The organism is Nocardioides sp. HB32 (genome assembly GCF_054058995.1).
Genome location: NZ_JBSSBS010000001.1, coordinates 767,810 through 790,698 on the forward strand (window position 1 = coordinate 767,810; position 22,889 = coordinate 790,698).

The following is a 22,889-nucleotide window of genomic DNA, read 5'->3' on the forward strand; positions in this document are numbered from 1 at the left end:
ATGACCCCCCAGGAGCTCGAGGACGCGAGCGACCACGAGCTGCTGCGCGCCCACGTGGACGGGGACCCGTTCGCGTTCGGGGCGCTGTTCCAGCGGCACCGTGACCGTCTCTGGGCGGTCGCAGTTCGGACCATGGGCAACCGGGAGGACGCCGCGGACGGGCTCCAGGACGGGCTCGTGGCGGCGTACCGCCGGGCCGGCACGTTCCGCGGCGACTCCGCGGTCACCACCTGGCTGCACCGGGTCGTCGTGAACGCCTGCCTGGACCGGCTCCGGGCGGCGAAGGTACGCCGGGCCGAGCCGCTGCCGGACGACCTCGAGGAGTACCGCGGCCGGGGCTCTATCGCCTCCGCCTCCGACGAGGACCCCGCGGACCGCTCGGTCGGTGCCGAGCGCAGCCGCCTGGTGCTGACGGCCCTGCAGCAGCTGCCCGACGAGCAGCGTGCCGCGCTGGTGCTCGTCGACATGGAGGGCTACCCGGTCGCCGAGGCGGCCGCGATGCTCGACTGCGCGGTCGGGACCGTCAAGTCCCGCTGCTCCCGGGGCCGGGGCCGGCTCGCCGAGCTGCTCGCGCCCCTGCTCGAGGAGGGCGAGGGTGAGGCGGACCACGCGCTCCCACGGAACCCCGACCCGGCCGGGCCCGTCGAATCCGACGATGCCCCACGTGGCCCCCCGGCCTGACCCGGGACCGCCCGGCACCACCGGCACCACAGCTCACATCAGACATCAGGAGGAGGTGAACCCCGTGTCCGAGCACGACGACCGGATCCGCCGGCTGCTGGCCGAGGCCAGGCACGACGGACCGATCCCGCCCGACGTCGCCCGACGGATGGACGGGGTGATCGCCGATCTCCAGGCCGACCGCCCGGTCCGGTCGACCGTCGCCGATCTGGCCGCCGCCCGGCGGCGGCGCCGCGCGCGTGGCCTCCTCGTCGCGGCCGCCGCGGTCGTGGTCGCGGGCATCGGGATCGACCAGCTCCGCGGCGCCGACCTGAGCGGCGGCGGCGCCGACGGTGGCAGCAGCTCGTCCGTCGCCGGCGACCAGGCGGACCCCGGGGCCGAGTCGGGAGCCGGCGGAGGCGCCGGCCAGCAGCCGGCGTCCGAGCCCTCGTCCCGGGCGTTCGACGGCGAGCCCGCCCGGCTCGACGCCCGCAGCTTCGCGCGAGAGGCCGCGAAGCTGCGGGAGTCCGTGGCCGCCCGGAACCAGACGGACGACGGGTCCCACCAGTCCCTCGACGCCACCGACGGGCTGATGGCGGCCCCGGCCCCGACCTGCTCGTTGCCCGCCGTCGGTCGCGGGCGGGTCGTCGCGGTCCGGTACGACGGCGCCCCCGGTGCGCTGGTCTTCCGGCGGCCGACCGGCGACAGCCAGGTCGTCGACCTCTACCTGTGCGGACGCGGCGAGCCGGTCCGGTCGGTCACGCTGCCCGCGCCGTAGCCCGGGAAGATTCCTCACCTACGATCGGTTCTACTGGACGCGCCACCGCGCCAGCACCGACCTCCGAGGAGACCCGCACTCCATGACCGACGTCCGCGATGTCATCGTCATCGGCTCCGGCCCGTCCGGCTACACCGCCGCCCTCTACACGGCCCGGGCGAACCTGAAGCCCCTCGTCTTCGAGGGCTCGGTCACCGCAGGCGGAGCGCTGATGAACACCACCGAGGTCGAGAACTTCCCCGGTTTCCGCGACGGCATCATGGGCCCGGCCCTGATGGACGAGATGCGCGCCCAGGCGGAGCGGTTCGGCGCCGAGCTGGTCGCCGACGACGTGGTCGAGGTCGACCTGACCGGCGACGTGAAGGTCGTGAAGACCTCGACCGACACCTTCCACGCCCGCTCGGTGATCCTCGCGATGGGCTCCGGCTACCGCAAGCTCGGCCTGCCGCGCGAGGAGGAGCTCTCCGGCCGCGGCGTCTCCTGGTGTGCGACCTGTGACGGCTTCTTCTTCCGGGACCAGCACATCGCCGTGGTCGGCGGTGGCGACTCCGCGATCGAGGAGGCGACGTTCCTCACCCGCTTCGGGTCCAAGGTCTCGCTGATCGTGCGCCGGGACGAGCTGCGCGCCTCCAAGATCATGCAGGAGCGCGCGTTCGCCGACCCGAAGCTCGAGATCATCTGGAACGCCAAGGTGCGGGAGATCAACGGCGCCGACCGGCTCGAGTCCCTGACGCTGGAGGACACGGTCACCGGCGAGACGAGCAACCTGCCGGCCACCGGCCTGTTCATCGCGATCGGCCACGACCCGCGATCCGAGCTGCTGCACGGGCAGGTCGACCTCGACGAGAACGGGTACGTCGTCGCCAGCCACCCCTCGACCGGCACCAACCTGCCGGGCGTGTTCGCGGCGGGCGACCTGGTCGACCACCACTACCGCCAGGCGATCACCGCCGCCGGCACCGGTTGTGCCGCGGCGCTCGACGCCGAGCGCTACCTCGCCGAGCTGGACCACGCGGCGACCTCCCCGCGCGACGCCCAGGACCGGGCGGACGCCGAGATGGTGACCGAGGCCGTCCAGACCGCGGGTGCCTGAGGTCGCCATCCGGCTGCCCGGGCGCGGCGGGGAACATCCGTCGCCGCCCTGCTGTTGAGTGTGATCAGACCTCAGTGTTCATCGAAGAAGGGAATCATCCGTGGGCAACATCAGTGCCGTGACCGACGCCGAGTTCGACGCGCAGGTCCTCAAGTCCGACAAGCCGGTCCTCGTGGACTTCTGGGCGGAGTGGTGCGGTCCGTGCCGCCAGGTCGCCCCGATCCTCGACGAGATCGCCTCGAGCCACGGTGACAAGATCACCTTCTACAAGATGAACGTGGACGAGAACCCGGTCACGCCGTCCAACTACCGGGTCACCGGGATCCCGACCATCAACGTCTACCAGGGCGGCGAGGTCGTGAGGACCATCGTCGGCGCCCGGCCGAAGGCCGCGCTCCTCAACGAGCTCGCGGACTTCATCGCCTGAGCTGAGCTGCCCTGGCCTGAGCCTGCGAAGGCCAGGATCCAGCAGCCAGGTCGAGTAGCGACGGGCGTATCGAGACCCGTTCAGCACACCCTGACGATCACCTAGCTCAGCTTCGTTCGCGAGGCCCGGGTCGCCTTCGGCGCCGGGCCTCGCGCCGATTTCGGGGCCGGGCGCATGACGCCGACCAGTCGCTCGATCGCGGCCTCGACCTCGTCCCGCCACGTGACCGCGGTGCTCAGGTCCATCCGCAGCCGGGGCCTCGCCGGGTGCGCCCGGTGGGTCTTGAAGCCGACGCCGCCGAGGAAGTCGACCGGGACGACGCAGTGCCCCGCGCGTCCCTTCGGGTCGCCGAACGCCTCGACCGCTCCCACGCCCCCGCGGCGGATCAGGTCTCGGGCCATGCCCTGCACCAGCATCCGGCCCAGTCCGCCGCCCCGGTGCGCTGGCTCGACGTACGCCATGGTGAGGAGCACGGCGTCCGGCGACACCGGCGCGGTGGGGAAGCCGGCGGCACCGGGGACGAACGCCTCGGGCGCGTAGACGAGGTAGCCCACCGGGCGGTCGTCGACGAGGGCCACCCGGCCGCAGGACCCCCACTCGCGCAGCACCTGGGAGACCCAGGCGTCCTTCTCCGCACACGGGTCGGCGACCCGCTCCCGCCGGACCGGGTCCAGCTCCCAGAACAGGCAGGACCGGCAGGGCGCGCGGAACGTCTCGAGGTGGTCGAGCGTCAGCCGGACGATCTTGCGCGACATCACATCTCCGTCCCGTGGTCCTCGTCAGCCATGGTAGGCCCGCGCCTGCGAGGATGACTGCGTGCGCAAGATCCGACAGAGCCGGAAGCTGCAGAACGTCCGCTACGACGTACGCGGGCCGATCCTCGTCGAGGCGCAGCGGCTGGAGGCCGAGGGCCACCACATCCTGAAGCTGAACATCGGCAACACCGCGCCGTTCGGCTTCGACGCCCCGGAGGCGATCGTCGCCGACATCGTCCACCACCTGCCGGACTCGCAGGGCTACAGCGACAGCCAGGGCATCTACCCGGCACGCACCGCCGTCGCGCAGTACTACCAGAGCCACGGCCTGCGCGACGTCACCGTCGACGACGTCTTCATCGGCAACGGCGTCTCCGAGCTGATCGGGATGGTGCTGCAGGCGTTCCTGGACGACGGCAACGAGATCCTGGTGCCGGCGCCCGACTATCCGCTGTGGACCGGCGCGATCACGCTCTCGGGCGGCACCGCCGTGCACTACGACTGCGACGAGGCGAACGGCTGGGACCCCGACCTCGCGGAGGTGGAGTCCAAGATCACCGAGAACACCCACGGCCTGGTGATCATCAACCCCAACAACCCGACCGGGGCGGTCTACAGCGAGGACACGGTCAAGGGGCTCATCGACATCGCCCGGCGGCACCAGCTCGTGGTCTTCGCGGACGAGATCTACGAGAAGATCATCTTCGACGAGGCGGTGCACCACCACGCCGCGACGTACGCCGGCGACGACGTGCTCTGCCTGACGTTCAGCGGCCTCTCGAAGGCCTACCGGGTCTGCGGCTACCGCGCCGGCTGGGTGATGATCTCCGGGCCGAAGGAGCTCGCCGAGGACTTCCTCGAGGGACTGACGCTGATCGCGAACATGCGGATGTGCGCGAACGTGCCGGCCCAGCACGCGATCCAGACGGCACTCGGCGGCTACCAGTCGATCCAGGAGCTGATCGTGCCGGGTGGCCGGTTCTACGAGCAGAACAAGCTCGCGGACCGGTTGCTGAACGAGATCCCGGGCGTCAGCAACGTCGCCCCGCGCGGCGCGCTCTACTGCTTCCCGCGGCTGGACCCGGAGGTCTACCCGATCCAGGACGACGAGACGTTCGTGATCGACCTCCTCCGGGCCAAGAAGATCCTGGTCACCCACGGCACCGGCTTCAACTGGCCACGTCCCGACCACTTCCGGCTGGTGACCCTGCCGGACGTCCACGTGCTGGAGGAAGCGATCGGCCGGATCGCGGACTACCTCGAGACCCGCTACTGATGGCCGCCGGCATGCGCGACCTCACCTATCCCCCGGTCATCGTCGCGGCGAAGACCGCGTTCCGCGCCCTCGGGCAGCGGTTCCAGATGAGCGGCACCGAGCACGTGCCGCGATCCGGGGGCGTGCTGCTCGCCTGCAACCACATCGGGTACGTCGACTTCGTCTACGGCGGCCTGGCGGCCGACCCGGCCGGGCGGCTGGTGCGGTTCATGGCCAAGCGCGAGCTGTTCACCCACCGGTGGGTCGGCCCCCTGATGCGGTCGCTGCACCACATCGAGGTCGACCGCGGGGCCGGCGAGCCGTCGTACCGGACCGCCGTGGAGTACCTGCAGGCCGGCGAGGCCGTGGGCATCTTCCCGGAGGCCACGATCTCGCGGTCGATGGAGCTGAAGGAGTTCAAGACCGGCGCCGTCCGGATCGCCGCCGACGCCGGCGTCCCACTGGTGCCGGTGATCCTCTGGGGCACCCAGCGGATGATGACCAAGGACCATCCGCGCGACTTCTCGCGCGGCAAGACCATCGCGATCCGGGTCGGCGCGCCCCTGCACCCGACCGGCGCGGACCCGGTCGCCGAGACGGCCGAGCTCCGCGCTGCGATGACCGACCTGCTGGACGAGGCGATCCGGGAGTACCCCGCCGACGAGCAGCCGCCGGGCTGCTGGTGGCTGCCGGCGTCGTACGGCGGGACGGCTCCGACCCCGGAGGAGGCGCTCCTCCTGGATGCCGAGGAGAAGGCGCGCCGCGCTCGCTAGGCCTGGAGTCGTCAGGTCGACGAGTCGTTTTGTCGACTTATCGCTTTAGCGATGGATCGAGTCAGATCGGGCGGTCGGTCCGGTTCCGCGGATCCATGATGTCGACGATGCGCTGGAGGTCGTCGAGCGAGGCGAACTCGACGGTGATCTTGCCCTTGCTGCGGCCCAGGTCGACCTTCACCCGGGTCTCGAACCGGTCCGAGAGCCGCTCGGACAGGTCCACCAGGCCGGGTGCGACCGGCTTCCGGCGGACCACCCGCTGCGTGGGTGCGTCGGTGTCGCGCACGGCGACGATCTCCTCGAGTCCCCGGACGCTGATGCCCTCGGCCACCACCCGCTGCGCCAGCCGGTCCTGCAGGTCCGGGTCCTCGACGGCGAGCAGGGCACGGGCGTGTCCGGCCGAGAGCACGCCGGCAGCGACCCGGCGCTGGACGGCGGGGGTGAGCCTGAGCAGCCGGAGCGTGTTGCTGATCTGCGGACGGGAGCGCCCGATCCGGGAGGCGAGCTCCTCGTGGGTGCACCCGAAGTCCTCGAGCATCTGCTGGTAGGCCGCGGCCTCCTCCAGCGGGTTCAGCTCCGACCGGTGCAGGTTCTCCAGCAGCGCGTCGCGCAGCATGTCGATGTCGTCGGTCTCCCGGACGATGGCGGGCACGGTCTCGAGGCCGGCCTCCTGGGTGGCGCGCCAGCGCCGCTCGCCCATGACCAGCTCGTAGTCCTCCGGCCCGTGCCGGCGCACGACGACGGGCTGGAGCACCCCGATCTCGCGGATCGAGTGCACGAGCTCGGCCATCGCCTCCTCGTCGAAGACCTGGCGGGGCTGGACCCGGTTCGGCGTGATCTGGCCGACCGGGACCTCCGCGAAGTAGGCACCCGCGACCGTGGCGAGGTCGTCGGTCGCCCCGGCCGCCGTGGGGGCGTCCTCGGCCGGCGCGGTGGGGATCAGGGAGCCCAGTCCGCGACCGAGTCCGCGGCGCTGCGGCGGGCGTTGGGCGGCGTTCATGCGGGTGCTCCCTTGATCGCGATCTCGCGCGCCGCCTCGAGGTAGGACAGCGCGCCCGGCGATCCGGGATCGTAGGTCATCACGGTCTGTCCGTACGACGGCGCCTCCGAGACCCGGACCGAGCGCGGAATCGTGGTCTTGAGGACCTGGTCGCCGAAGTGCTCGCGCACCTCGTCCGCGACACCGGCGGCCAGCCGGGTGCGGGCGTCGTACATGGTGACGAGGATCGTCGAGACGTCCAGTGACGGGTTCAGGTGCGCCTTGACCATCTCCACCGTCTCGAGGAGCTGTCCCAATCCCTCGAGGGCGTAGTACTCGGCCTGGATCGGGATCATCATCTCGTTGCCGGCGACGAGCGCGTTGAGCGTCAGCAGTCCCAGTGAGGGCGGGCAGTCGATCAACACGTAGTCGAAGCGGTCCTCACCGACGTCCTCCGCGGAGCCGACCAGGGGGTGCCCGTGGATCGCCTTGCGCAGCCGGCCCTCGCGGGCGACCACCGACACCAGCTCGATCTCGGCGCCGGCCAGGTCGATGGTCGCCGGGACGACCATCAGGGTGTCGACCTCGGGACTCGGGCTCGCCACGTCCGCGAGCGGGACCCCGTCGACCAGCGCGTCGTACGTCGACGGCACCCCGCGCCGGTGCTCCACGCCCAGCGCCGTCGAGGCATTGCCCTGCGGGTCCAGGTCCACGACCAGCACCCGCTGGCCGAGCTGGGCCAGCGCCGCGGCCACGTTCACCGTCGAGGTGGTCTTCCCGACCCCGCCCTTCTGGTTCGCGACCACGAAGACGCGGGTCGCACGGGGGCGCTCCAGCGGTGGCCGCATCCGGGCGCCGTGCCGGGCCAGGACGACGTGCTCGGCGGCACGGGCCAAGGGCGTCGAGTGGTCGCCCCCGAGGTCGGCGGTGCCCGGGAAGTCCGGTGCGGCGACCGCGATGTCCGCCGCGGTCCGGACCGAGATGCCCGTCGCGGGTCGGGTCGCGTCGGTTTCACGTGAAACATCGGCATCCGACGAATGGCCGCCCGCCTGTGGATGACCGGGCCCGACCTGTGGATAACCACGCTCAGGGGGTGCGCCGTCGCCGGTGGAAAACTCGCTCACGCCCGACGCCTCCGGTTCGACTTGGTCTTCGCTCTGGGTGCCGCAAGCGGCCAAGATACCCGTCCCGGATCCGCCCAGGCCACCCGGACCGCAACGGTGGTGGACGACACGAGACCCGCACCGAGCACGCGTACCTCCGGCTCGGCGCATCCCCACCGGTCCAACACCGGCCGAGCGGCCTCGATCTCGTCGGTGATCGTGGACCCCTTCATCGCGACCAGTGCTCCCTCCGGGTCCACCAGTGGCATCGACCAGCCGAGCAACCGGTCCAGCGGTGCGACCGCGCGCGAGGTGACGACGGCGAACCGACGCTCCCCGTGCAGGGAGTCCGCACGACCCCGCACGACCTCGACGCCACTCAGCGCGAGGTCGGCGATCACCTCGTCCAGGAACGTCGTGCGGCGCAGCAACGGTTCGACCAGCGTGAGCCGGAGGTCCGGGCGGGCGATGGCCAGCACCAGGCCCGGCAGGCCGGCGCCGGAGCCGATGTCGCAGACCGCCGCGTTCTCGGGCACCAGGTCGGCGAGCAACGCGCAGTTCACCAGATGCCGCTCCCACAGCCGGGGGGCCTCGCGCGGGCCGATCAGCCCGCGGACCACCCCGTCGGTGGCCAGCAGCTCGGCGTACCGCTCCGCCAGCGGCAGCCGCGCAGACGGGAACACCCTCCGCGCCACCTCGGGCGCGGAGGGTGTTTCACGTGAAACCTCGCTCATGTGGTCACGCGGGGAGCACCACCACATGGCGTCGCGGCTCGACACCCTCGGACTCCGAGGTGAGGCCGGCGGCTGCCACGGTGTCGTGCACGACCTTGCGCTCGAACGGCGACATCGGGTCGAGCGAGACGGGGGCGCCGGTCTCCTTGACGTGGGCCACCGTCTCCTCGGCCAGCTTGACCAGCTCGGTCCGCTTCTCGGCCCGGTAGCCCGAGATGTCGAGCATCAGCCGGGACCGCTCGCCGGTCTCGCGGTAGACCGCCAGCCGGGTGAGCTCCTGGAGGGCGTCGAGCACCTCGCCGTTGGCACCCACCAACTGGGACAGGTCCGCGCCGACGATCGAGACGGCCGCCCGGTCGCCCTCGACGTCCATGTCCAGGTCGCCGTCGAGGTCCGCGATGTCGAGCAGCTCCTCGAGGTAGTCGGCGGCGATGTCGCCCTCCTGCTCGAGCCGCTGGATGCGGGATCCCTCCCCGAGCGGGGCCTCGGTCCCGGTCTCGCCGTCCCCCTCGGTCCCGGTGTCGGTGTCCGCCCCGGGCTCGGTCTCGTTCGCGGCGTCAGTCATGGGTGCCTCCCTCGGGCTTCGGCTTCGGGGCGGGCTGCGGCCCGCTGGTCTTCTTGCGCTTCTCGCGCGACTGCTTCTTGGGCTGCTGGCGCTGCTGGGGGCGACGCTCGGGCTCCGGCTCCTCGACCACGGTCTCGACCACCGTCCCGTGCTTGAGCGCCTTCTCCCGGTCGCGGTCCTCCTTGGCCTTCGCCGCCGCGGTGCCCGGCGCCGGGTTGTTCCGGATCACGTAGAACTGCTGGCCCATGGTCCACAGGTTCGACGTGGTCCAGTAGAAGAGGACACCGATCGGGAACGCGATGCCGCCGACGGCGAACACCACGGGCAGCACGTAGAGCAGCAGCTTCTGCTGCTGGGCGTACGGACCGCTGAGCGCGTCCGGCGGCATGTTCTTGCTCATCAGCTGCCGCTGGGTGGTGAACGTGGTCGCGGTCATCGCGACCACCAGCACCGCGGCCAGCACCTGCACCGCGAGGACGCCGCCGGAGTGCAGGAAGCTCGCGGTGATCGGGATGGTGCCGAACAGCTTGGCCTCGCCGAAGCTGCGCGCCAGCTCATCGGTCAGGAACGCGAATCCCGGAGCTCTTCGCGGCGTGGTGGTCCAGCAGCCGGAACAGGGCCAGGAAGATCGGCATCTGGATCAGGATCGGCAGGCACGAGGCGAACGGGTTGGTGCCGCTCTCGCGGTACAGCTTCATCGTCTCCTGGGCGAGCCGCTCCCGGTCGTGGCCGTACTTCTTCTGCAGCTCCTTGACCTTCGGCTGGATCAGCTGCATGTTCCGGCTCGACTTGATCTGCTTGACGAACAGCGGGATCAGGGCGGCCCGGACGGTCAGGGTCAGGCCGATGATGGACAGCACCCAGGTGGCGCCGCCGGCCGAGTCCATCTGCAGGATGTTGACGAACATCCAGTGCCAGGCCACCAGGATGGCCGAGATGGCGTAGTACAGCGGCGTCATGATGAAGTGGCCGATGTCGCCGAGGGGTCCCACGCGATCAGGCTCCTTGCTGGGGTGAGGGGGATGAGCCCGCGCTCAGGCGGGAAGTCTCTGCGGGGTGACCGCGACGCGGCACCGGGTCGTAGCCCCCGGCCGCCCAGGGGTGGCAGCGGCCCAGCCGGCGGACCGTCAGCCAGCTGCCCACCAGGCTGCCCCGCACCGTGACCGCCTCGAGGGCGTACGCCGAGCAGGACGGGTGGTACCGGCAGACCTGACCGTACAGCGGGCTGATCAGCAGCCGGTAGAGGCGCAGGAAACCGATCAGCAGCCAGCGCACCGGGTCGTACCTCATCCGCCCACCTCCTGCGCCAGGGCCCTCTGGAGGCAACGTGCGAGATCGGCGCCGAGTTCCGCTGACGACGCGGTCGCCGCGGCCGGCAGCGCCCGGACCACGAGCACAGCAGAGCCCGGGAGCGACGTGACGTGCTCCCGGGCCTGGTGTCGGAGTCGGCGCTTCACGCGGTTGCGGGTGACGGCATCGCCCACGGCCTTGCTGACCACGAAGCCCACCCGCGGGGGTCGGTCCGCCTCGGACGACTGCTTCGTCGCCAGATGCACGACGACGGTGCGTGCTCCGCAGCGGCGGCCCGTGCGGACCGCCTCGCGGAACGAGGCACCGTCGCTGAGGCGGTGAGCCGAGGACAGCACGCGGCTGACCTGGGTCTCGGCCGGCTCGGCCGTCAGACGGCGAGGTCCTTGCGGCCCTTGCGGCGGCGCGAGGACAAGATGGCGCGGCCGGCGCGGGTACGCATGCGCAGGCGGAACCCGTGCACCTTGTGGCGGCGGCGGTTGTTCGGCTGGTACGTACGCTTGCTCACGAGCTTCTCTCCATGGTGTTGTCAGGGCAGCCACGCCGGGCCGGAGCGGCAGTGCTCAGTCGGACCTCTGCGGGCCTTCGGCTGGCACCGCGCACCCACGAATAACCGCTCGTGCGGCTGCTCTGTCGTGGACATGCGGCACCGGTCGACACCGGGTGACCGAGCAACGGTACGCGCTGGCAATCCACAGGGTCAAACCGGCGCCAGGCCCCCGCCAGACTACCTGTGGATGACGGCTTGCCCGCGCCCGCGCGGGCTTGTTACGTTCGCTGCCAACGAGGTTCCCCGCCACCCGTGCACCGGCCCGGATCGGCAGCAGCTGTGACGCCCGCCACAATCGGGACGACAGGCTCCTGACCTGCAGAAACACCGCATCGGACCGGCCGTCGGGTGGTCTCGGACCGAGGCTCTCCACAGCGGAGGGCCCGGGTTCACAACCTGTGGACAAAGTTGTGGATGCAGAACGGAGCCCCGGCGTCCCGGTTCTCGCGGTTCTCCTGCGGGAGCGAGCGGCGTCACCGACGATGGTCGGCATCGACCGGGAGCCGACCGGGCCCCGGCCGACCAGCACTGACCAGAAAGCGGGAACGGTGGAGCAGAGCACCTCGGACCTCAGCCCGGACCTCAGGACCGCCTGGCGCGGTGTGGTCGACGACCTCCAGCCGAACCAGCGCGCCTGGCTGCGCGCGAGCGAGCCGGTGACCCTCCACGAGAGCACCGCGATCGTCGCGGTCCCCAACGACTTCACCCGCAACCAGCTCGAGGGCCGGCTCCGGGCCCAGCTCGAGGACGCGCTCACGGTCCGGTTCGGGCGCGAGATCCGGATCGCGGTCACCGTGAACCCGGCCCTGGAGGAGACGGCCGCGGCCGAGCCCACCGCACCCGGGCCGCAGGAATCGGCAAGTCGACATGTTGATATGTCGATAAACATCCCCACCGAGGCGCCGCCCACCCCGGTGCCGTCGAGTCCCGTCGAGCCGGCGCTCGAGCCGGGCACGACCGGCCGGCCGACGGCCCTGGAGACCCGGCTGAACCCGAAGTACACCTTCGAGACCTTCGTCATCGGGTCGTCCAACCGGTTCCCCCACGCCGCGGCGGTGGCCGTGGCCGAGGCGCCGGGCAAGGCCTACAACCCGCTGCTGGTGTACGGCGACTCCGGCCTGGGCAAGACGCACCTACTCCACGCGATCGGCCACTACGTGCGCTCCCTCTACACCGGCGCGAAGGTGCGCTACGTGTCCAGTGAGGAGTTCACCAACGAGTTCATCAACGCGATCCGTGATGACCGCCAGGACCGGTTCAAGCGGCGGTACCGCGACGTCGACGTGCTCCTGATCGACGACATCCAGTTCCTGGAGGGGAAGACCCAGACCCAGGAGGAGTTCTTCCACACCTTCAACACCCTCCACAACGCCAACAAGCAGATCGTGCTGACCTCCGACCGCGCGCCCAAGCGCCTCGAGGCCCTCGAGGACCGGCTGCGCAACCGGTTCGAGTGGGGCCTGATCACCGACGTCCAGCCGCCGGACCTCGAGACCCGCATCGCGATCCTGCGCAAGAAGGCCGCGATGGACCGGCTGACCGCTCCGCCGGACGTCCTGGAGTTCATCGCCTCGAAGATCCAGACCAACATCCGGGAGCTGGAGGGCGCGCTGATCCGGGTGACGGCATTCGCGAACCTGAACCGCCAGGAGGTCGACATGACCCTGGCCGAGATCGTGCTCAAGGACCTGATCCCCGAGGGCGGGGAGCCCGAGATCACCGCTGCGCTGATCATCGCGCAGACCGCGGCGTACTTCGGACTCTCGATCGACGAGCTGACGGGACCGAGCCGCGGCCGGCACCTGGTGCTGGCGCGCCAGATCGCGATGTACCTGTGCCGGGAGCTCACCGACCTGTCGCTGCCGAAGATCGGCGCCCAGTTCGGCAACCGGGACCACACGACGGTCATGTACGCCGACCGCAAGATCAACCAGCTGCTGGCCGAGCGTCGCGCCGTCTTCAACCAGGTCTCCGAGCTCACCAACCGCGTCAAGATGCAGGCCCGCCAGGTCTGACACGGCGACAACCTGTCGCCCCCCACGCCTGTGGAACCACATGTGCGCCACGCCGACGGGAGCCGGGAGAGCCTGTGGACGGAACACGACATCCCCACGCGGTCCCGGCGGCGCTGCACACCCACCACCAGGTCGTCCCCGCTTCGTCCACAGGGCCTGTGCACCACAAAAACCCGGTCTGACCTGCGCGAACGCTGGTTCTCCACAGTCTCCACCGTTGCTATGACTCCCACGTACCTCCAGACAGATCGATCATCCGTGAACATCCATCCGGGCCCGTTCCTGGGGACAACTCCCGCTGGTCGGTCCTGCATGGCAGGATTCGCATCCCCACGCACGTGTGATCCACCGACCTCCATCGACCCGAAGGAACCATCGTGAAGTTCCGCGTCGAGCGCGACGTGCTCGCCGATGCCGTCGCCTGGGCTGCCCGCAGCCTGCCCGTCCGTCCCAGCGTTCCGGTGCTGGCCGGCCTCCTGATCGAGGCCACCGACGACGGCCTGGTGCTCTCCACCTTCGACTACGAGACCTCGGCCCGGGCCACGCTGAGCGCCCAGGTCAACGACGAGGGCAAGGCGCTGGTCAGCGGCCGGCTGCTCGCGGACATCTGCCGCAGCCTCCCCGACAAGCCGGTCGACATGGTGCTCGACGGATCCCGCGTGTCGCTCACCTGCGGCTCGGCGCGCTTCAGCCTCCAGACCATGCCGGTCGAGGACTACCCGTCGCTCCCGGACATGCCGAGCGCGACCGGCACCGTCGCGGCCGAGGCCTTCGCGCACGCGGTCGCACAGGCCGTGACCGCGGCCGGCCGCGACGACATGCTCCCGGTCCTCACCGGGGTCCGGATCGAGATCGACGGCAGCACCATCTCCCTGCTGGCCACCGACCGGTTCCGCCTCTCGCACCGGGAGCTGGACTGGAACCCGCGCACCCCCGACGAGTCGGCGGCGGCGCTCGTCCCGGCCCGCGTCCTCGGTGACACGGCCAAGTCCCTGACCGCCGGGGGCGAGGTGACCATCGCGCTCGCGACCACCGGCACCGGCGAGGGGATCATCGGCTTCGAGGGCCAGGCGCCGGGCGGCGTACGCCGGACCACCACGCGGCTCCTGGACGGAGAGTTCCCCAAGGTGCGGAGCCTGTTCCCCAGCGAGCACCAGACGACCGCCCTGGTCGACAAGGCCGCGCTGGTGGAGTCGGTCAAGCGGGTCGCGCTGGTCGCCGAGCGCAACACGGCGGTGCAGCTCGCGTTCAGCGACGGCGTGCTCACCCTCGATGCCGGCTCGGGCGACGAGGCCCAGGCCTCGGAGTCGATCGAGGCGACCATCAACGGCGAGGACATCACCACCGGGTTCAACCCGCAGTTCCTCCTCGACGGCCTCACCGCGATCGACCAGCCGGTCGTCGAGCTGGCCTTCACCCAGTCCTCCAAGCCGGTGGTGCTCAGCGGTCGGGCCGGGGACGGCGGCGGCGACGCCCCGTTCCGGTACCTCCTGATGCCCCGGCGTCTCCTTTCCTGACCTTCGGTCACGCGGCCTAGGCTGAGCGCATGGACATCGGACTCGTCGGACTCGGCAAGATGGGCGGCAACATGCGCACCCGGCTGCGCGATGCCGGGCACACCGTGGTCGGCTACGACCGCAACCCGGATCTCGCGGACGCGGACAGCCTGGCCGCGATGGTGGAGAAGCTGCCCTCCCCCAAGGTGGTCTGGGTGATGGTCCCCTCCGGGGACCCGACCCGCGAGACCATTCGCGAGCTCGGGGGGCTGCTCGGCGAGGGCGACCTGGTCGTCGACGGCGGCAACTCGAAGTGGACCGACGACCAGCGGAACGCCGAGATGCTCGCCGAGAAGGGCATCGGCTTCGTCGACTGCGGCGTCTCCGGTGGGGTGTGGGGCCTGAAGAACGGCTACGCACTGATGTGCGGGGGCACCGACGAGGACGTCGCGAAGGTGCAGCCCGCCTTCGACGCGCTCAAGCCTGACGAGGGCGGGTTCGTCCACGCCGGCCGGCAGCCCGGCGCCGGCCACTTCGCGAAGATGGTCCACAACGGGATCGAGTACGCCATGATGCAGGCGTACGCCGAGGGTTGGGAGCTGCTCGAGAAGGTCGACCTGGTCGACAACGTCCCCGAGGTCTTCGACTCCTGGCGCTCCGGCACCGTGATCCGCTCCTGGCTGCTCGACCTGCTGGTCGCCGCGCTGGAGGACGACGAGCACCTCGCCAAGATCGCCGGCTACGCCGAGGACTCCGGCGAGGGCCGCTGGACCGTCGAGGCCGCGATCGACAACGCCGTACCCATGCACGTCATCGCCGCCTCGCTCTTCGCCCGGTTCACCTCGCGCCAGGACGAAAGCCCGGCGATGAAGGCGATCGCCGCGATGCGCAACCAGTTCGGTGGCCACGCGACCCGCACCGAGCCGCCGGTGGGCGGGGACGCCAAGCCCTAGGGCCTGGCCCAGCCGTGTACGTCTCGCACCTGACCCTCCACGACTTCCGCTCGTACGCGTCCGCAGACGTCGCGCTCGAGCCCGGCGTCACGGCGTTCATCGGGCGCAACGGGCAGGGGAAGACGAACCTCGTCGAGGCGATCGACTACCTCTCCCGACTCGCGTCGCACCGGGTCGCGAGCGACACCCCGCTCGTGCGGGCGGGCGCCGACCAGGCCGTGATCCGGGCGGCCGTGGTCAGGGACGGGCGGACCGCGGTCCTCGAGATCGAGCTGAACCCCGGGAAGTCCAACCGGGCGCGGATCAACCGCTCGCCGCTCCCGCGATCGCGGGAGCTGATCGGCCTGGTGCGGACCGTGGTCTTCTCGCCCGAGGACCTCACGCTGGTCAAGGGTGACCCGAGCGACCGGCGCAAGTTCCTCGACGACCTGCTCGTGCTCCGCACCCCCCGGCTCGCAGGCGTCAGGTCCGACTACGACCGGGTCCTGCGGCAGCGCAACTCGCTGCTCAAGACCTCGCGGATGAGCAAGGGCAGCCTCGAGACGCTCGGGGTGTGGGACGCGCACCTCGCCCGCACCGGCGCGGAGCTGCTCGCCGAGCGGCTCGCGCTCGTCGAGGCGCTGCGCCCGTACGTCGGCAAGGCGTACGAGACCGTCGCCCGCGGCGCGACCCGCGACGACGCCGACATCGAGTACAAGCCGTCGTTCGACCTGGCGGGCCGCACGGAGCGTGACGACCTGACCGAGGCGTTGCTCGCCGAGGTCGAGCGCCGGCGCGGCGACGAGCTGGACCGGGGCCTCTCCCTGGTCGGCCCGCACCGCGACGAGCTGCTGCTGCGGCTGGGCGAGCTGCCGGTGAAGGGCTACGCCTCGCACGGGGAGTCGTGGTCGTTCGCGCTCGCGCTCCGGCTGGCGTCCTACGACCTGCTCCGCGCCGACGGCGACGACCCGATCCTGATCCTCGACGACGTGTTCGCCGAGCTGGACACCGAGCGACGCGCCCAGCTCGCCGACCTGGTGGCCGGCGCCGAGCAGGTGCTGGTCACCGCGGCGGTCGCGGCCGACGTGCCGGCAGCGCTGGCCGGCACCCGGTACACCGTCGGGAACGGTGAGGTCGTCCGTGAGCAGTGACGGGCCCGAGCCCGGCGAGCAGGGCCATCGCGACGATGGCCTCGACCTGGCCCGCGCGCTGACCCGGGCCACCGCCAAGACCACGCCGGCCGCGCGCAAGAGGCTGCGCAAGAAGGACTCCCCCGCCCGCGGCCGGGTCTCCGGCGCGCACCCCGACGACCGGGACCCCCAGCTGCTCGACGCGACGCTCAGCCGGCTGGTCGACGACCACGGGTGGGGCCTCGACCTGCGCGTGCACGGCGTGTTCGGCCGCTGGGAGGAGCTGGTCGGGGCCGACGTCGCGCAGCACTGCACGCCCGAGTCGTTCGCCGACGGCCGCCTCGTGGTGCGCACCGACTCCACCGCCTGGGCCACCCAGCTCCGGCTGCTCGCGCCCACCGTCGTCCGGCGCCTGAACGAGGAGCTCGGCCACGGGACCGTCACCGCGATCGACGTCCAGGGCCCGCACCTGCCGACCTGGAAGAAGGGCCCGCGCTCGGTCCGCGACGGCCGCGGCCCCCGGGACACCTACGGCTGAGCCGACGGTGCCCGGCTGGGTCGCCGCAGACGATCTGGCGGGCGTTCCGGCGTACCGGGCCCTGTCCGCACCCCTGTTCGGCCGTGCGATCGGGCCCCACGAGCCGCTCAGGCCCCTTTTTCATCCACAGACACCCCCCGTGACGGAGGGGGCACGTGGAATGCGGCCTTCTGACGGGTAACATGGACGATGGCCGCCCAGCCCCAGCGCAGCGGCCATCTCCATGTTCGACCCGTGTTCAGTCCCCTGTTCAGCCCCATGTCCATAACGCCGTCAGAAGAGGTGCGCGTGAGCGACGAGATCACCGACGAGACCCCCGCCGCACCGACTCGCCCCGCCACGGGTGAGGTCGAGTACGACGCCTCCGCGATCCAGGTGCTCGAGGGCCTCGAGGCGGTCCGCAAGCGGCCGGGCATGTACATCGGCTCCACCGGCGAGCGTGGCCTCCACCACCTGATCTGGGAGATCGTCGACAACTCGGTCGACGAGTCCCTCGCGGGCTACTGCGACCGGATCGTGCTGACCCTCCAGGAGGACGGCGGCGTCCGGGTCGAGGACAACGGCCGCGGCATCCCCACCGACACCGCGCCCGGGCAGGAGGTGCCGGCGCTGACCCTCGCGCTGACCGTGCTGCACGCCGGCGGCAAGTTCGGCGGCGGCGGGTACAAGGTCTCGGGTGGTCTGCACGGGGTCGGCGTCTCGGTCGTGAACGCGCTCTCCAGCCGGCTCATCGCCGAGGTCAAGAACCGTGGCCACCTCTGGCGCCAGACCTTCACGGTCGGCGTCCCCGACGGTGAGCTCGAGCAGGTCCGGCCGCTGGAGCCGGGCGAGGGCACCGGCACCACCATCACCTATTACGCCTCGCCCGACATCTTCGAGACGACGTCGTACAGCCTGGAGACGATCAGCTCGCGGATCCGCGAGATGGCCTTCCTCAACAAGGGCCTGACGATCGTCGTCCGCGACGAGCGCCCGGCCGCGTCCGAGATCGTCGACGCGGTGGAGGACGACACCGTCGCCGCCGACGTCGACTCCTCGCGCGACGACGCGATCAAGCGCGGCGACACCGGCGGCATCGAGCAGACCTTCTGCTACCAGCGTGGCCTGGTCGACTACGTCGAGTACCTGAACCGGCGCAAGCAGGTCGCGAACCCGACCGTCATCTCGTTCGAGGCCGAGACCCCGGACGGCACCGCGAACCACATGAGCCTCGAGGTCGCGATGCAGTGGAACACGACCTTCTCGGAGTCGGTCCACACCTTCGCCAACACCATCAACACCCACGAGGGCGGCACCCACGAGGAGGGCTTCCGTGCGGCGCTCACCTCGCTGGTCAACAACTGGGGCTTCGAGTGGGGCCTGATGAAGAAGCCCGAGGACCGGGTGTCCGGCGACGACATCCGCGAGGGCCTGACCGCGATCATCTCGATCAAGATGGGCGAGCCGCAGTTCGAGGGCCAGACGAAGACGAAGCTCGGGAACACCGAGGCGAAGGGCTTCGTCCAGCGGATCATGAACGACCAGCTCGGGGCATGGCTGGAGCAGAACCCCGCCGAGGGCCGCGACATCATCCGCAAGTCGCAGGCCGCGGCCCAGGCGCGGATCGCCGCGCGCAAGGCGCGCGACCTGGCCCGCTCCCGCAAGGGGCTACTGGGCAGCGGCAGCCTGCCGGGCAAGCTCTCGGACTGCCAGTCGACGAATCCCGCCGAGTGCGAGGTGTTCATCGTCGAGGGTGACTCCGCAGGCGGCTCCGCCCGCCAGGGCCGTGATCCCCGGATCCAGGCGATCCTCCCGATCCGCGGCAAGATCCTGAACGTCGAGAAGGCGCGCATCGACAAGGTCCTGGGCAACCAGGAGGTCCAGTCGATCATCTCGGCGCTCGGCACCGGCATCCAGGAAGAGTTCAACATCGAGAAGCTGCGCTACCACAAGGTGGTGCTGATGGCCGACGCCGACGTCGACGGCCACCACATCAACACGCTGTTGCTGACGCTGCTCTTCCGGTTCATGCGCCCGCTGATCGAGGGCGGCTTCGTCTACATGGCCCAGCCGCCGCTGTACCGGCTGCGCTGGAACAAGCCGCACGAGCACGAGTTCGTCTACTCCGACTCCGAGCGCGACGCGCTGCTGCGGGCCGGCCAGGAGGCCGGCAAGAAGCTGCCGAAGGAGAACCCAGTCCAGCGGTACAAGGGTCTGGGCGAGATGAACGCCAAGGAGCTGTGGGAGACCACGATGGACCCCGAGCAGCGGCTGATGCTCCAGGTCACCCTCGACGACGCCGCGCACGCGGACGAGATCTTCTCGATCCTGATGGGCGAGGACGTCGAGCAGCGTCGTTCCTTCATCCAGCGCAACGCCAAGGACGTCCGATTCCTGGATATCTAGGACTCTAGCCAGATCCCTAGATTCCGGTAGAACCGACCAGAGAGAGCAAGAACCTTGACTGAGACCCCCACCGACGGCGGCACCACTCCCCCGTCTGACGGCGGCGGCCCGGGCGGCCGGATCGAGCCCGTCGAGCTGCAGACCTCGATGCAGCGCGCCTACATCGACTACGCGATGGCGGTCATCGTGGGCCGCGCGCTGCCCGACGTCCGGGACGGCCTCAAGCCGGTGCACCGCCGGGTGCTCTACGCGATGTACGACGGCGGCTACCGGCCCGACCGGGGCTTCTCGAAGTGCTCGCGCGTCGTCGGTGACGTGATGGGTCAGTACCACCCGCACGGCGACACCGCGATCTACGACACCCTGGTCCGGCTCGCGCAGCCGTGGGTGATGCGCGCACCGCTGGTCAACGGCCAGGGCAACTTCGGCTCACCGGGCAACGACTCCGCGGCCGCGATGCGGTACACCGAGTGCCGGATGGCGCCGCTGGCCATGGAGATGGTCCGCGACATCGACGAGGAGACCGTCGACTTCCAGCCCAACTACGACGGCCGCTCCGAGGAGCCCGTCGTACTCCCCGCCCGGTTCCCCAACCTGCTGGTCAACGGCTCGGCCGGCATCGCGGTCGGCATGGCCACCAGCATCCCGCCGCACAACCTCGGCGAGGTCGCGGACGGCGCCCGCTGGGCGCTGGAGCACCCCGACGCCACCCGTGAGGAGCTGCAGGAGGCGCTGCTCGAGCGGATCAAGGGCCCCGACTTCCCGAACGGCGCGCTGATCGTCGGCCACCAGGGCATCGAGCAGGCCTACCGGACCGGCCGCGGCTCGATCACGCAGCGCGCGGTGATCGAGGTGGACGAGGACGCCCGGGGCCGCACCTGCCTGGTCGTCACCGAGCTGCCGTACATGGTCAACCCGGACAACCTGGCGCTGAAGATCGCCGAGCTCGCCGACTCCGGCAAGGTGCAGGGCATCTCCGACGTCCGCGACGACACCTCCGACCGGACCGGCCAGCGGCTCGTGGTCGTGCTCAAGCGCGACGCCGTCGCCCGCGTGGTCCTGAACAACCTGCTCAAACACACCGAGCTGCAGACGAACTTCAGCGCCAACATGCTCGCGCTCGTCGACGGCGTGCCGCGGACGCTGTCGATCGACCAGTTCATCAGCAACTGGGTCACCCACCAGATCGACGTGATCCGCCGGCGTACCGAGTTCCGGCTGCGCAAGGCCGAGGCCGACGCCCACATCTGGCGCGGCCTGGTCAAGGCGCTCGACATGCTCGACGAGGTCATCGCGCTGATCCGCAGCTCACCGGAGGTCGACGACGCCCGCCAGGGGCTGATCGAGCTGCTCGACATCGACGAGCTCCAGGCCAACGCGATCCTCGACATGCAGCTGCGCCGGCTCGCGGCCCTCGAGCGGCAGAAGATCGTCGACCGGCTCGCCGAGCTCGAGGTCATCATCGCCGACCTCCAGGACATCCTGGCCAACGTCGCCCGCCAGCGGCAGATCGTCTCCGACGAGCTCACCGAGATCGTCGAGAAGTACGGCAACGAGCGGCGCACCCAGATCATCGCGGCCGACGGGGACCTCTCCATGGAGGACCTGATCCCGGACGAGGACCTGGTCGTCTCCATCACCCGCGGCGGGTACGCCAAGCGCACCCGCGCGGACCAGTACCGCACCCAGAAGCGCGGCGGCAAGGGCGTCCGTGGCGCGACGCTGCGCGGCGACGACGTCGTCGAGCACTTCATCGCGACCACCAACCACCACTGGCTGCTGTTCTTCACGACGGCCGGCCGGGTCTACCGCACCAAGGCGTACAACCTCCCGGAGGCGTCGCGCGACGCCAAGGGCGGGCACGTCGCCGGCCTACTGTCGTTCCAGCCGGACGAGAACATCGCCCAGGTGCTGGCGATCCGCGACTACGACCAGGCGCCGTACCTCGTCCTGGCCACCCGCAACGGGCTGGTGAAGAAGACCCGGCTGGGGGATTACAACAGCCCGCGGCAGGCCGGTGTCATCGCGATCAACTTCCGCGAGGACGACGACGAGCTGATCGGCGCCGAGCTCGTGAACGCCGAGGACGACATCCTGCTGGTGTCCCGCAAGGGCTCGGCGATCCGCTTCAAGGCCGAGGACAGCCAGCTGCGTCCGATGGGGCGCGCGACGTCCGGCGTCACCGGCATGAAGTTCCGCACCGCCGAGGACTCGGTCCTGTCGATGTCGGTGATCCGGGCCGAGCAGGTCGCGGCCGAGGAGGCCGCGGAGGCGAAGGCCGAGGCGGCCGGTGAGTCCACCGAGGCCGGCGACCTGCCGGGCGTGAAGGAGCAGTACGTCTTCACGATCACCGACGGTGGCTACGCCAAGCGGACCCGGATCTCGGAGTACCGCACCACGAACCGCGGTGGCCTCGGGATCAAGGCGATGACCCTCACGAACGAGGAGCGCGGCCAGCTGGTCGGCGGCTTCATCGTCGAGGAGGGCGACGAGATCCTCTCGATCACCCAGAACGGCCAGGTCGTGCGCAGCCCGATCAACGCCGACTTCCGCCCGACGGGACGGTCCACGCAGGGCGTCAAGTTCGTCACGCCGAAGTCCGGCGACTCGGTCGCGGTCGTGGCCCGTTCCGTCGAGGCCCGCGAGGACGACGAGCTGTCCGACGAGCCGGAGGACGAGCTGGCCGACGAGCTGGTGGTCGACGAGCTGGTCGACGAGGCAACCGGTGACGCGGTGGAATCGTCGGATGAGGGTACGGATGCAACAATCGACGTGACCGAGCCCGACGGTGCCGACCCCGACGGCGAGAGTGAGGCCTGATGACCGACCGCCAGGAGACCGCCGTGCGCGCCCCCCTCGGCGAACGGATCTCGGCCAAGCTGTCGAACGCCGCCGACGAGCACCGCGCCAACGCCCAGCCGGAGTCGACCAGGGCCGCGAAGAAGGCCGCGCCGGGCCGGCGCCCGCCGCGGCGTGCGCGGCTGCGGCTGACCCGGATCGACCCGTGGTCGGTGATGAAGACGTCGTTCCTGCTGGCGATCGCGTTCGCCGTGGTCACCGTGGTGTCGGTGTTCATCATCTGGTCGGTCCTCGCGGCCGCCGGCGTCTGGGACTCGATCAACCAGACCGTGCAGGACGTGGTCGGTGGCCAGGACGCCGCCGGCTGGGACGTCGAGAAGTACGTCGGCATGTCCCGGGTCATGGGCTTCACCATCCTGGTGAGCGTCGTCGACGTCATCCTGATCACCGCGATCGCCACCCTCGGCGCGTTCCTCTACAACATGGCCGCCGCGCTGCTCGGCGGCGTCGAGCTGACGCTCGCCGAGGACGAGCGCTGAGGCGGCGGGTTTCTCCGGCTGACCGGAGAAACCCGCGCGACACGCCGGTCCGCATCGGCGTGTCGAGCGGGTTTC

The 22,889-nt window shown here is 70.7% G+C and carries 24 protein-coding genes; 14 read left to right on the forward strand and 10 right to left on the reverse strand.

Annotation, left to right across the window (positions count from 1 at the left end; genetic code table 11):
- The 4 genes from sigM (at position 1) to trxA (ending at position 2,958) form a co-directional block, all read left to right on the forward strand.
- On the forward strand, positions 1-681 hold the full coding sequence (sigM, locus tag ACVW2K_RS03915) for an RNA polymerase sigma factor SigM (RefSeq protein WP_036570659.1): 681 nt from the start codon (positions 1-3) through the stop codon (positions 679-681).
- Between the two features lie 64 nt (positions 682-745).
- On the forward strand, positions 746-1,438 hold the full coding sequence (locus ACVW2K_RS03920) for a hypothetical protein (protein ID WP_457201616.1): 693 nt from the start codon (positions 746-748) through the stop codon (positions 1,436-1,438).
- Between the two features lie 82 nt (positions 1,439-1,520).
- On the forward strand, positions 1,521-2,531 hold the full coding sequence (gene trxB / locus ACVW2K_RS03925; RefSeq protein ID WP_036570662.1) for a thioredoxin-disulfide reductase: 1,011 nt from the start codon (positions 1,521-1,523) through the stop codon (positions 2,529-2,531).
- Positions 2,532-2,631: 100 nt separating this feature from the next.
- Complete coding sequence (gene trxA, locus ACVW2K_RS03930; RefSeq protein WP_028637874.1) at positions 2,632-2,958, forward strand: thioredoxin; 327 nt, start codon at positions 2,632-2,634, stop codon at positions 2,956-2,958.
- Between the two features lie 101 nt (positions 2,959-3,059).
- Here the strand turns inward: trxA and ACVW2K_RS03935 are convergent, their stop codons facing one another.
- Positions 3,060-3,713 (reverse strand): GNAT family N-acetyltransferase, encoded by a 654-nt coding sequence (locus ACVW2K_RS03935; RefSeq protein ID WP_028637875.1) that lies wholly within the window; start codon positions 3,711-3,713, stop codon positions 3,060-3,062.
- Positions 3,714-3,774: 61 nt separating this feature from the next.
- Between ACVW2K_RS03935 and ACVW2K_RS03940 the strand changes: the two genes are divergently transcribed.
- Together ACVW2K_RS03940 and ACVW2K_RS03945 are read left to right on the forward strand one after the other, a co-directional pair.
- Positions 3,775-4,989, forward strand: a complete 1,215-nt coding sequence (locus ACVW2K_RS03940) for a pyridoxal phosphate-dependent aminotransferase (RefSeq protein WP_457201617.1) — start codon at positions 3,775-3,777, stop codon at positions 4,987-4,989.
- Complete coding sequence (locus tag ACVW2K_RS03945) at positions 4,989-5,741, forward strand: lysophospholipid acyltransferase family protein (protein ID WP_457201618.1); 753 nt, start codon at positions 4,989-4,991, stop codon at positions 5,739-5,741. The genes ACVW2K_RS03940 and ACVW2K_RS03945 overlap by 1 nt, the downstream gene beginning before the upstream one ends.
- A gap of 61 nt (positions 5,742-5,802) precedes the next feature.
- On the opposite strand, the gene ACVW2K_RS03950 is transcribed toward ACVW2K_RS03945, so the two are convergent.
- The 9 genes from ACVW2K_RS03950 to rpmH all read right to left on the reverse strand — a co-directional run bounded on the left by ACVW2K_RS03950 (position 5,803) and on the right by rpmH (position 10,938).
- Positions 5,803-6,741: a ParB/RepB/Spo0J family partition protein gene (locus tag ACVW2K_RS03950; RefSeq protein ID WP_457201619.1), complete on the reverse strand. Its 939-nt coding sequence runs from the start codon at positions 6,739-6,741 to the stop codon at positions 5,803-5,805.
- Complete coding sequence (locus ACVW2K_RS03955; protein ID WP_457201620.1) at positions 6,738-7,844, reverse strand: ParA family protein; 1,107 nt, start codon at positions 7,842-7,844, stop codon at positions 6,738-6,740. The genes ACVW2K_RS03950 and ACVW2K_RS03955 overlap by 4 nt, the downstream gene beginning before the upstream one ends.
- Positions 7,841-8,557: a 16S rRNA (guanine(527)-N(7))-methyltransferase RsmG gene (rsmG, locus tag ACVW2K_RS03960; RefSeq protein ID WP_457201621.1), complete on the reverse strand. Its 717-nt coding sequence runs from the start codon at positions 8,555-8,557 to the stop codon at positions 7,841-7,843. The genes ACVW2K_RS03955 and rsmG overlap by 4 nt, the downstream gene beginning before the upstream one ends.
- Before the next feature lie 4 nt (positions 8,558-8,561).
- Positions 8,562-9,122, reverse strand: a complete 561-nt coding sequence (locus ACVW2K_RS03965; RefSeq protein WP_457201622.1) for a Jag family protein — start codon at positions 9,120-9,122, stop codon at positions 8,562-8,564.
- The gene (locus tag ACVW2K_RS03970; protein WP_457201623.1) at positions 9,115-9,591 is read right to left on the reverse strand and encodes a YidC/Oxa1 family membrane protein insertase; all 477 of its coding nucleotides are present in this window, start codon (positions 9,589-9,591) and stop codon (positions 9,115-9,117) included. Before ACVW2K_RS03970 ends, ACVW2K_RS03965 begins: the two co-directional genes overlap by 8 nt.
- An 85-nt stretch (positions 9,592-9,676) precedes the next feature.
- A complete protein-coding gene (gene yidC / locus ACVW2K_RS03975; RefSeq protein ID WP_457201624.1) occupies positions 9,677-10,114 on the reverse strand; it encodes a membrane protein insertase YidC in 438 nt (145 codons plus the stop codon).
- 4 nt (positions 10,115-10,118) lie between these two features.
- Positions 10,119-10,412: a membrane protein insertion efficiency factor YidD gene (gene yidD / locus ACVW2K_RS03980; protein WP_457201625.1), complete on the reverse strand. Its 294-nt coding sequence runs from the start codon at positions 10,410-10,412 to the stop codon at positions 10,119-10,121.
- Positions 10,409-10,768, reverse strand: a complete 360-nt coding sequence (gene rnpA / locus ACVW2K_RS03985; RefSeq protein WP_028637883.1) for a ribonuclease P protein component — start codon at positions 10,766-10,768, stop codon at positions 10,409-10,411. Before rnpA ends, yidD begins: the two co-directional genes overlap by 4 nt.
- A gap of 32 nt (positions 10,769-10,800) precedes the next feature.
- Positions 10,801-10,938 carry a 50S ribosomal protein L34 gene (gene rpmH / locus ACVW2K_RS03990; protein WP_028637884.1) on the reverse strand — a complete coding sequence of 46 codons (138 nt, stop codon included), beginning with the start codon at positions 10,936-10,938 and terminating at the stop codon, positions 10,801-10,803.
- Positions 10,939-11,462: 524 nt separating this feature from the next.
- On the opposite strand from rpmH, the gene dnaA reads away from it, so the two are divergent.
- The 8 genes from dnaA (at position 11,463) to ACVW2K_RS04030 (ending at position 22,814) form a co-directional block, all read left to right on the forward strand.
- Positions 11,463-12,995: a chromosomal replication initiator protein DnaA gene (gene dnaA, locus ACVW2K_RS03995; protein ID WP_231496227.1), complete on the forward strand. Its 1,533-nt coding sequence runs from the start codon at positions 11,463-11,465 to the stop codon at positions 12,993-12,995.
- A 377-nt stretch (positions 12,996-13,372) separates the two neighbouring features.
- Positions 13,373-14,512, forward strand: coding sequence for a DNA polymerase III subunit beta (gene dnaN, locus ACVW2K_RS04000; protein WP_028637886.1), 1,140 nt, complete (start codon positions 13,373-13,375; stop codon positions 14,510-14,512).
- A gap of 29 nt (positions 14,513-14,541) precedes the next feature.
- Positions 14,542-15,444: a phosphogluconate dehydrogenase (NAD(+)-dependent, decarboxylating) gene (gene gnd / locus ACVW2K_RS04005; RefSeq protein ID WP_028637887.1), complete on the forward strand. Its 903-nt coding sequence runs from the start codon at positions 14,542-14,544 to the stop codon at positions 15,442-15,444.
- 14 nt (positions 15,445-15,458) lie between these two features.
- On the forward strand, positions 15,459-16,574 hold the full coding sequence (gene recF, locus ACVW2K_RS04010; protein ID WP_457201626.1) for a DNA replication/repair protein RecF: 1,116 nt from the start codon (positions 15,459-15,461) through the stop codon (positions 16,572-16,574).
- A complete protein-coding gene (locus tag ACVW2K_RS04015) occupies positions 16,564-17,091 on the forward strand; it encodes a DUF721 domain-containing protein (protein WP_457201627.1) in 528 nt (175 codons plus the stop codon). The genes recF and ACVW2K_RS04015 overlap by 11 nt, the downstream gene beginning before the upstream one ends.
- Positions 17,092-17,349: 258 nt before the next feature.
- A complete protein-coding gene (gyrB, locus tag ACVW2K_RS04020) occupies positions 17,350-19,476 on the forward strand; it encodes a DNA topoisomerase (ATP-hydrolyzing) subunit B (RefSeq protein WP_028637889.1) in 2,127 nt (708 codons plus the stop codon).
- Between the two features lie 120 nt (positions 19,477-19,596).
- Positions 19,597-22,296: a DNA gyrase subunit A gene (gyrA, locus tag ACVW2K_RS04025; protein ID WP_457204044.1), complete on the forward strand. Its 2,700-nt coding sequence runs from the start codon at positions 19,597-19,599 to the stop codon at positions 22,294-22,296.
- Entirely contained in the window at positions 22,296-22,814 is a 519-nt protein-coding gene (locus ACVW2K_RS04030; RefSeq protein WP_457201628.1) for a DUF3566 domain-containing protein, read from the forward strand. The genes gyrA and ACVW2K_RS04030 overlap by 1 nt, the downstream gene beginning before the upstream one ends.
- The last annotated feature ends 75 nt before the right edge of the window (positions 22,815-22,889 follow it).

Coding starts and splice junctions, on each gene's coding strand:
- sigM (WP_036570659.1), top strand. CDS start 1: ATGACCCCCCAGGAGCTCGAGGACGCGAGCGACCACGAGCTGCTGCGC.
- rsmG (WP_457201621.1), bottom strand. CDS start 8,557: ATGAGCGAGGTTTCACGTGAAACACCCTCCGCGCCCGAGGTGGCGCGG.
- gyrB (WP_028637889.1), top strand. CDS start 17,350: ATGTCCATAACGCCGTCAGAAGAGGTGCGCGTGAGCGACGAGATCACC.
- ACVW2K_RS04030 (WP_457201628.1), top strand. CDS start 22,296: ATGACCGACCGCCAGGAGACCGCCGTGCGCGCCCCCCTCGGCGAACGG.
- ACVW2K_RS03935 (WP_028637875.1), bottom strand. CDS start 3,713: ATGTCGCGCAAGATCGTCCGGCTGACGCTCGACCACCTCGAGACGTTC.
- dnaA (WP_231496227.1), top strand. CDS start 11,463: ATGGTCGGCATCGACCGGGAGCCGACCGGGCCCCGGCCGACCAGCACT.
- trxB (WP_036570662.1), top strand. CDS start 1,521: ATGACCGACGTCCGCGATGTCATCGTCATCGGCTCCGGCCCGTCCGGC.
- yidD (WP_457201625.1), bottom strand. CDS start 10,412: ATGAGGTACGACCCGGTGCGCTGGCTGCTGATCGGTTTCCTGCGCCTC.
- ACVW2K_RS03965 (WP_457201622.1), bottom strand. CDS start 9,122: ATGACTGACGCCGCGAACGAGACCGAGCCCGGGGCGGACACCGACACC.
- ACVW2K_RS03950 (WP_457201619.1), bottom strand. CDS start 6,741: ATGAACGCCGCCCAACGCCCGCCGCAGCGCCGCGGACTCGGTCGCGGA.
- gnd (WP_028637887.1), top strand. CDS start 14,542: ATGGACATCGGACTCGTCGGACTCGGCAAGATGGGCGGCAACATGCGC.
- ACVW2K_RS03945 (WP_457201618.1), top strand. CDS start 4,989: ATGGCCGCCGGCATGCGCGACCTCACCTATCCCCCGGTCATCGTCGCG.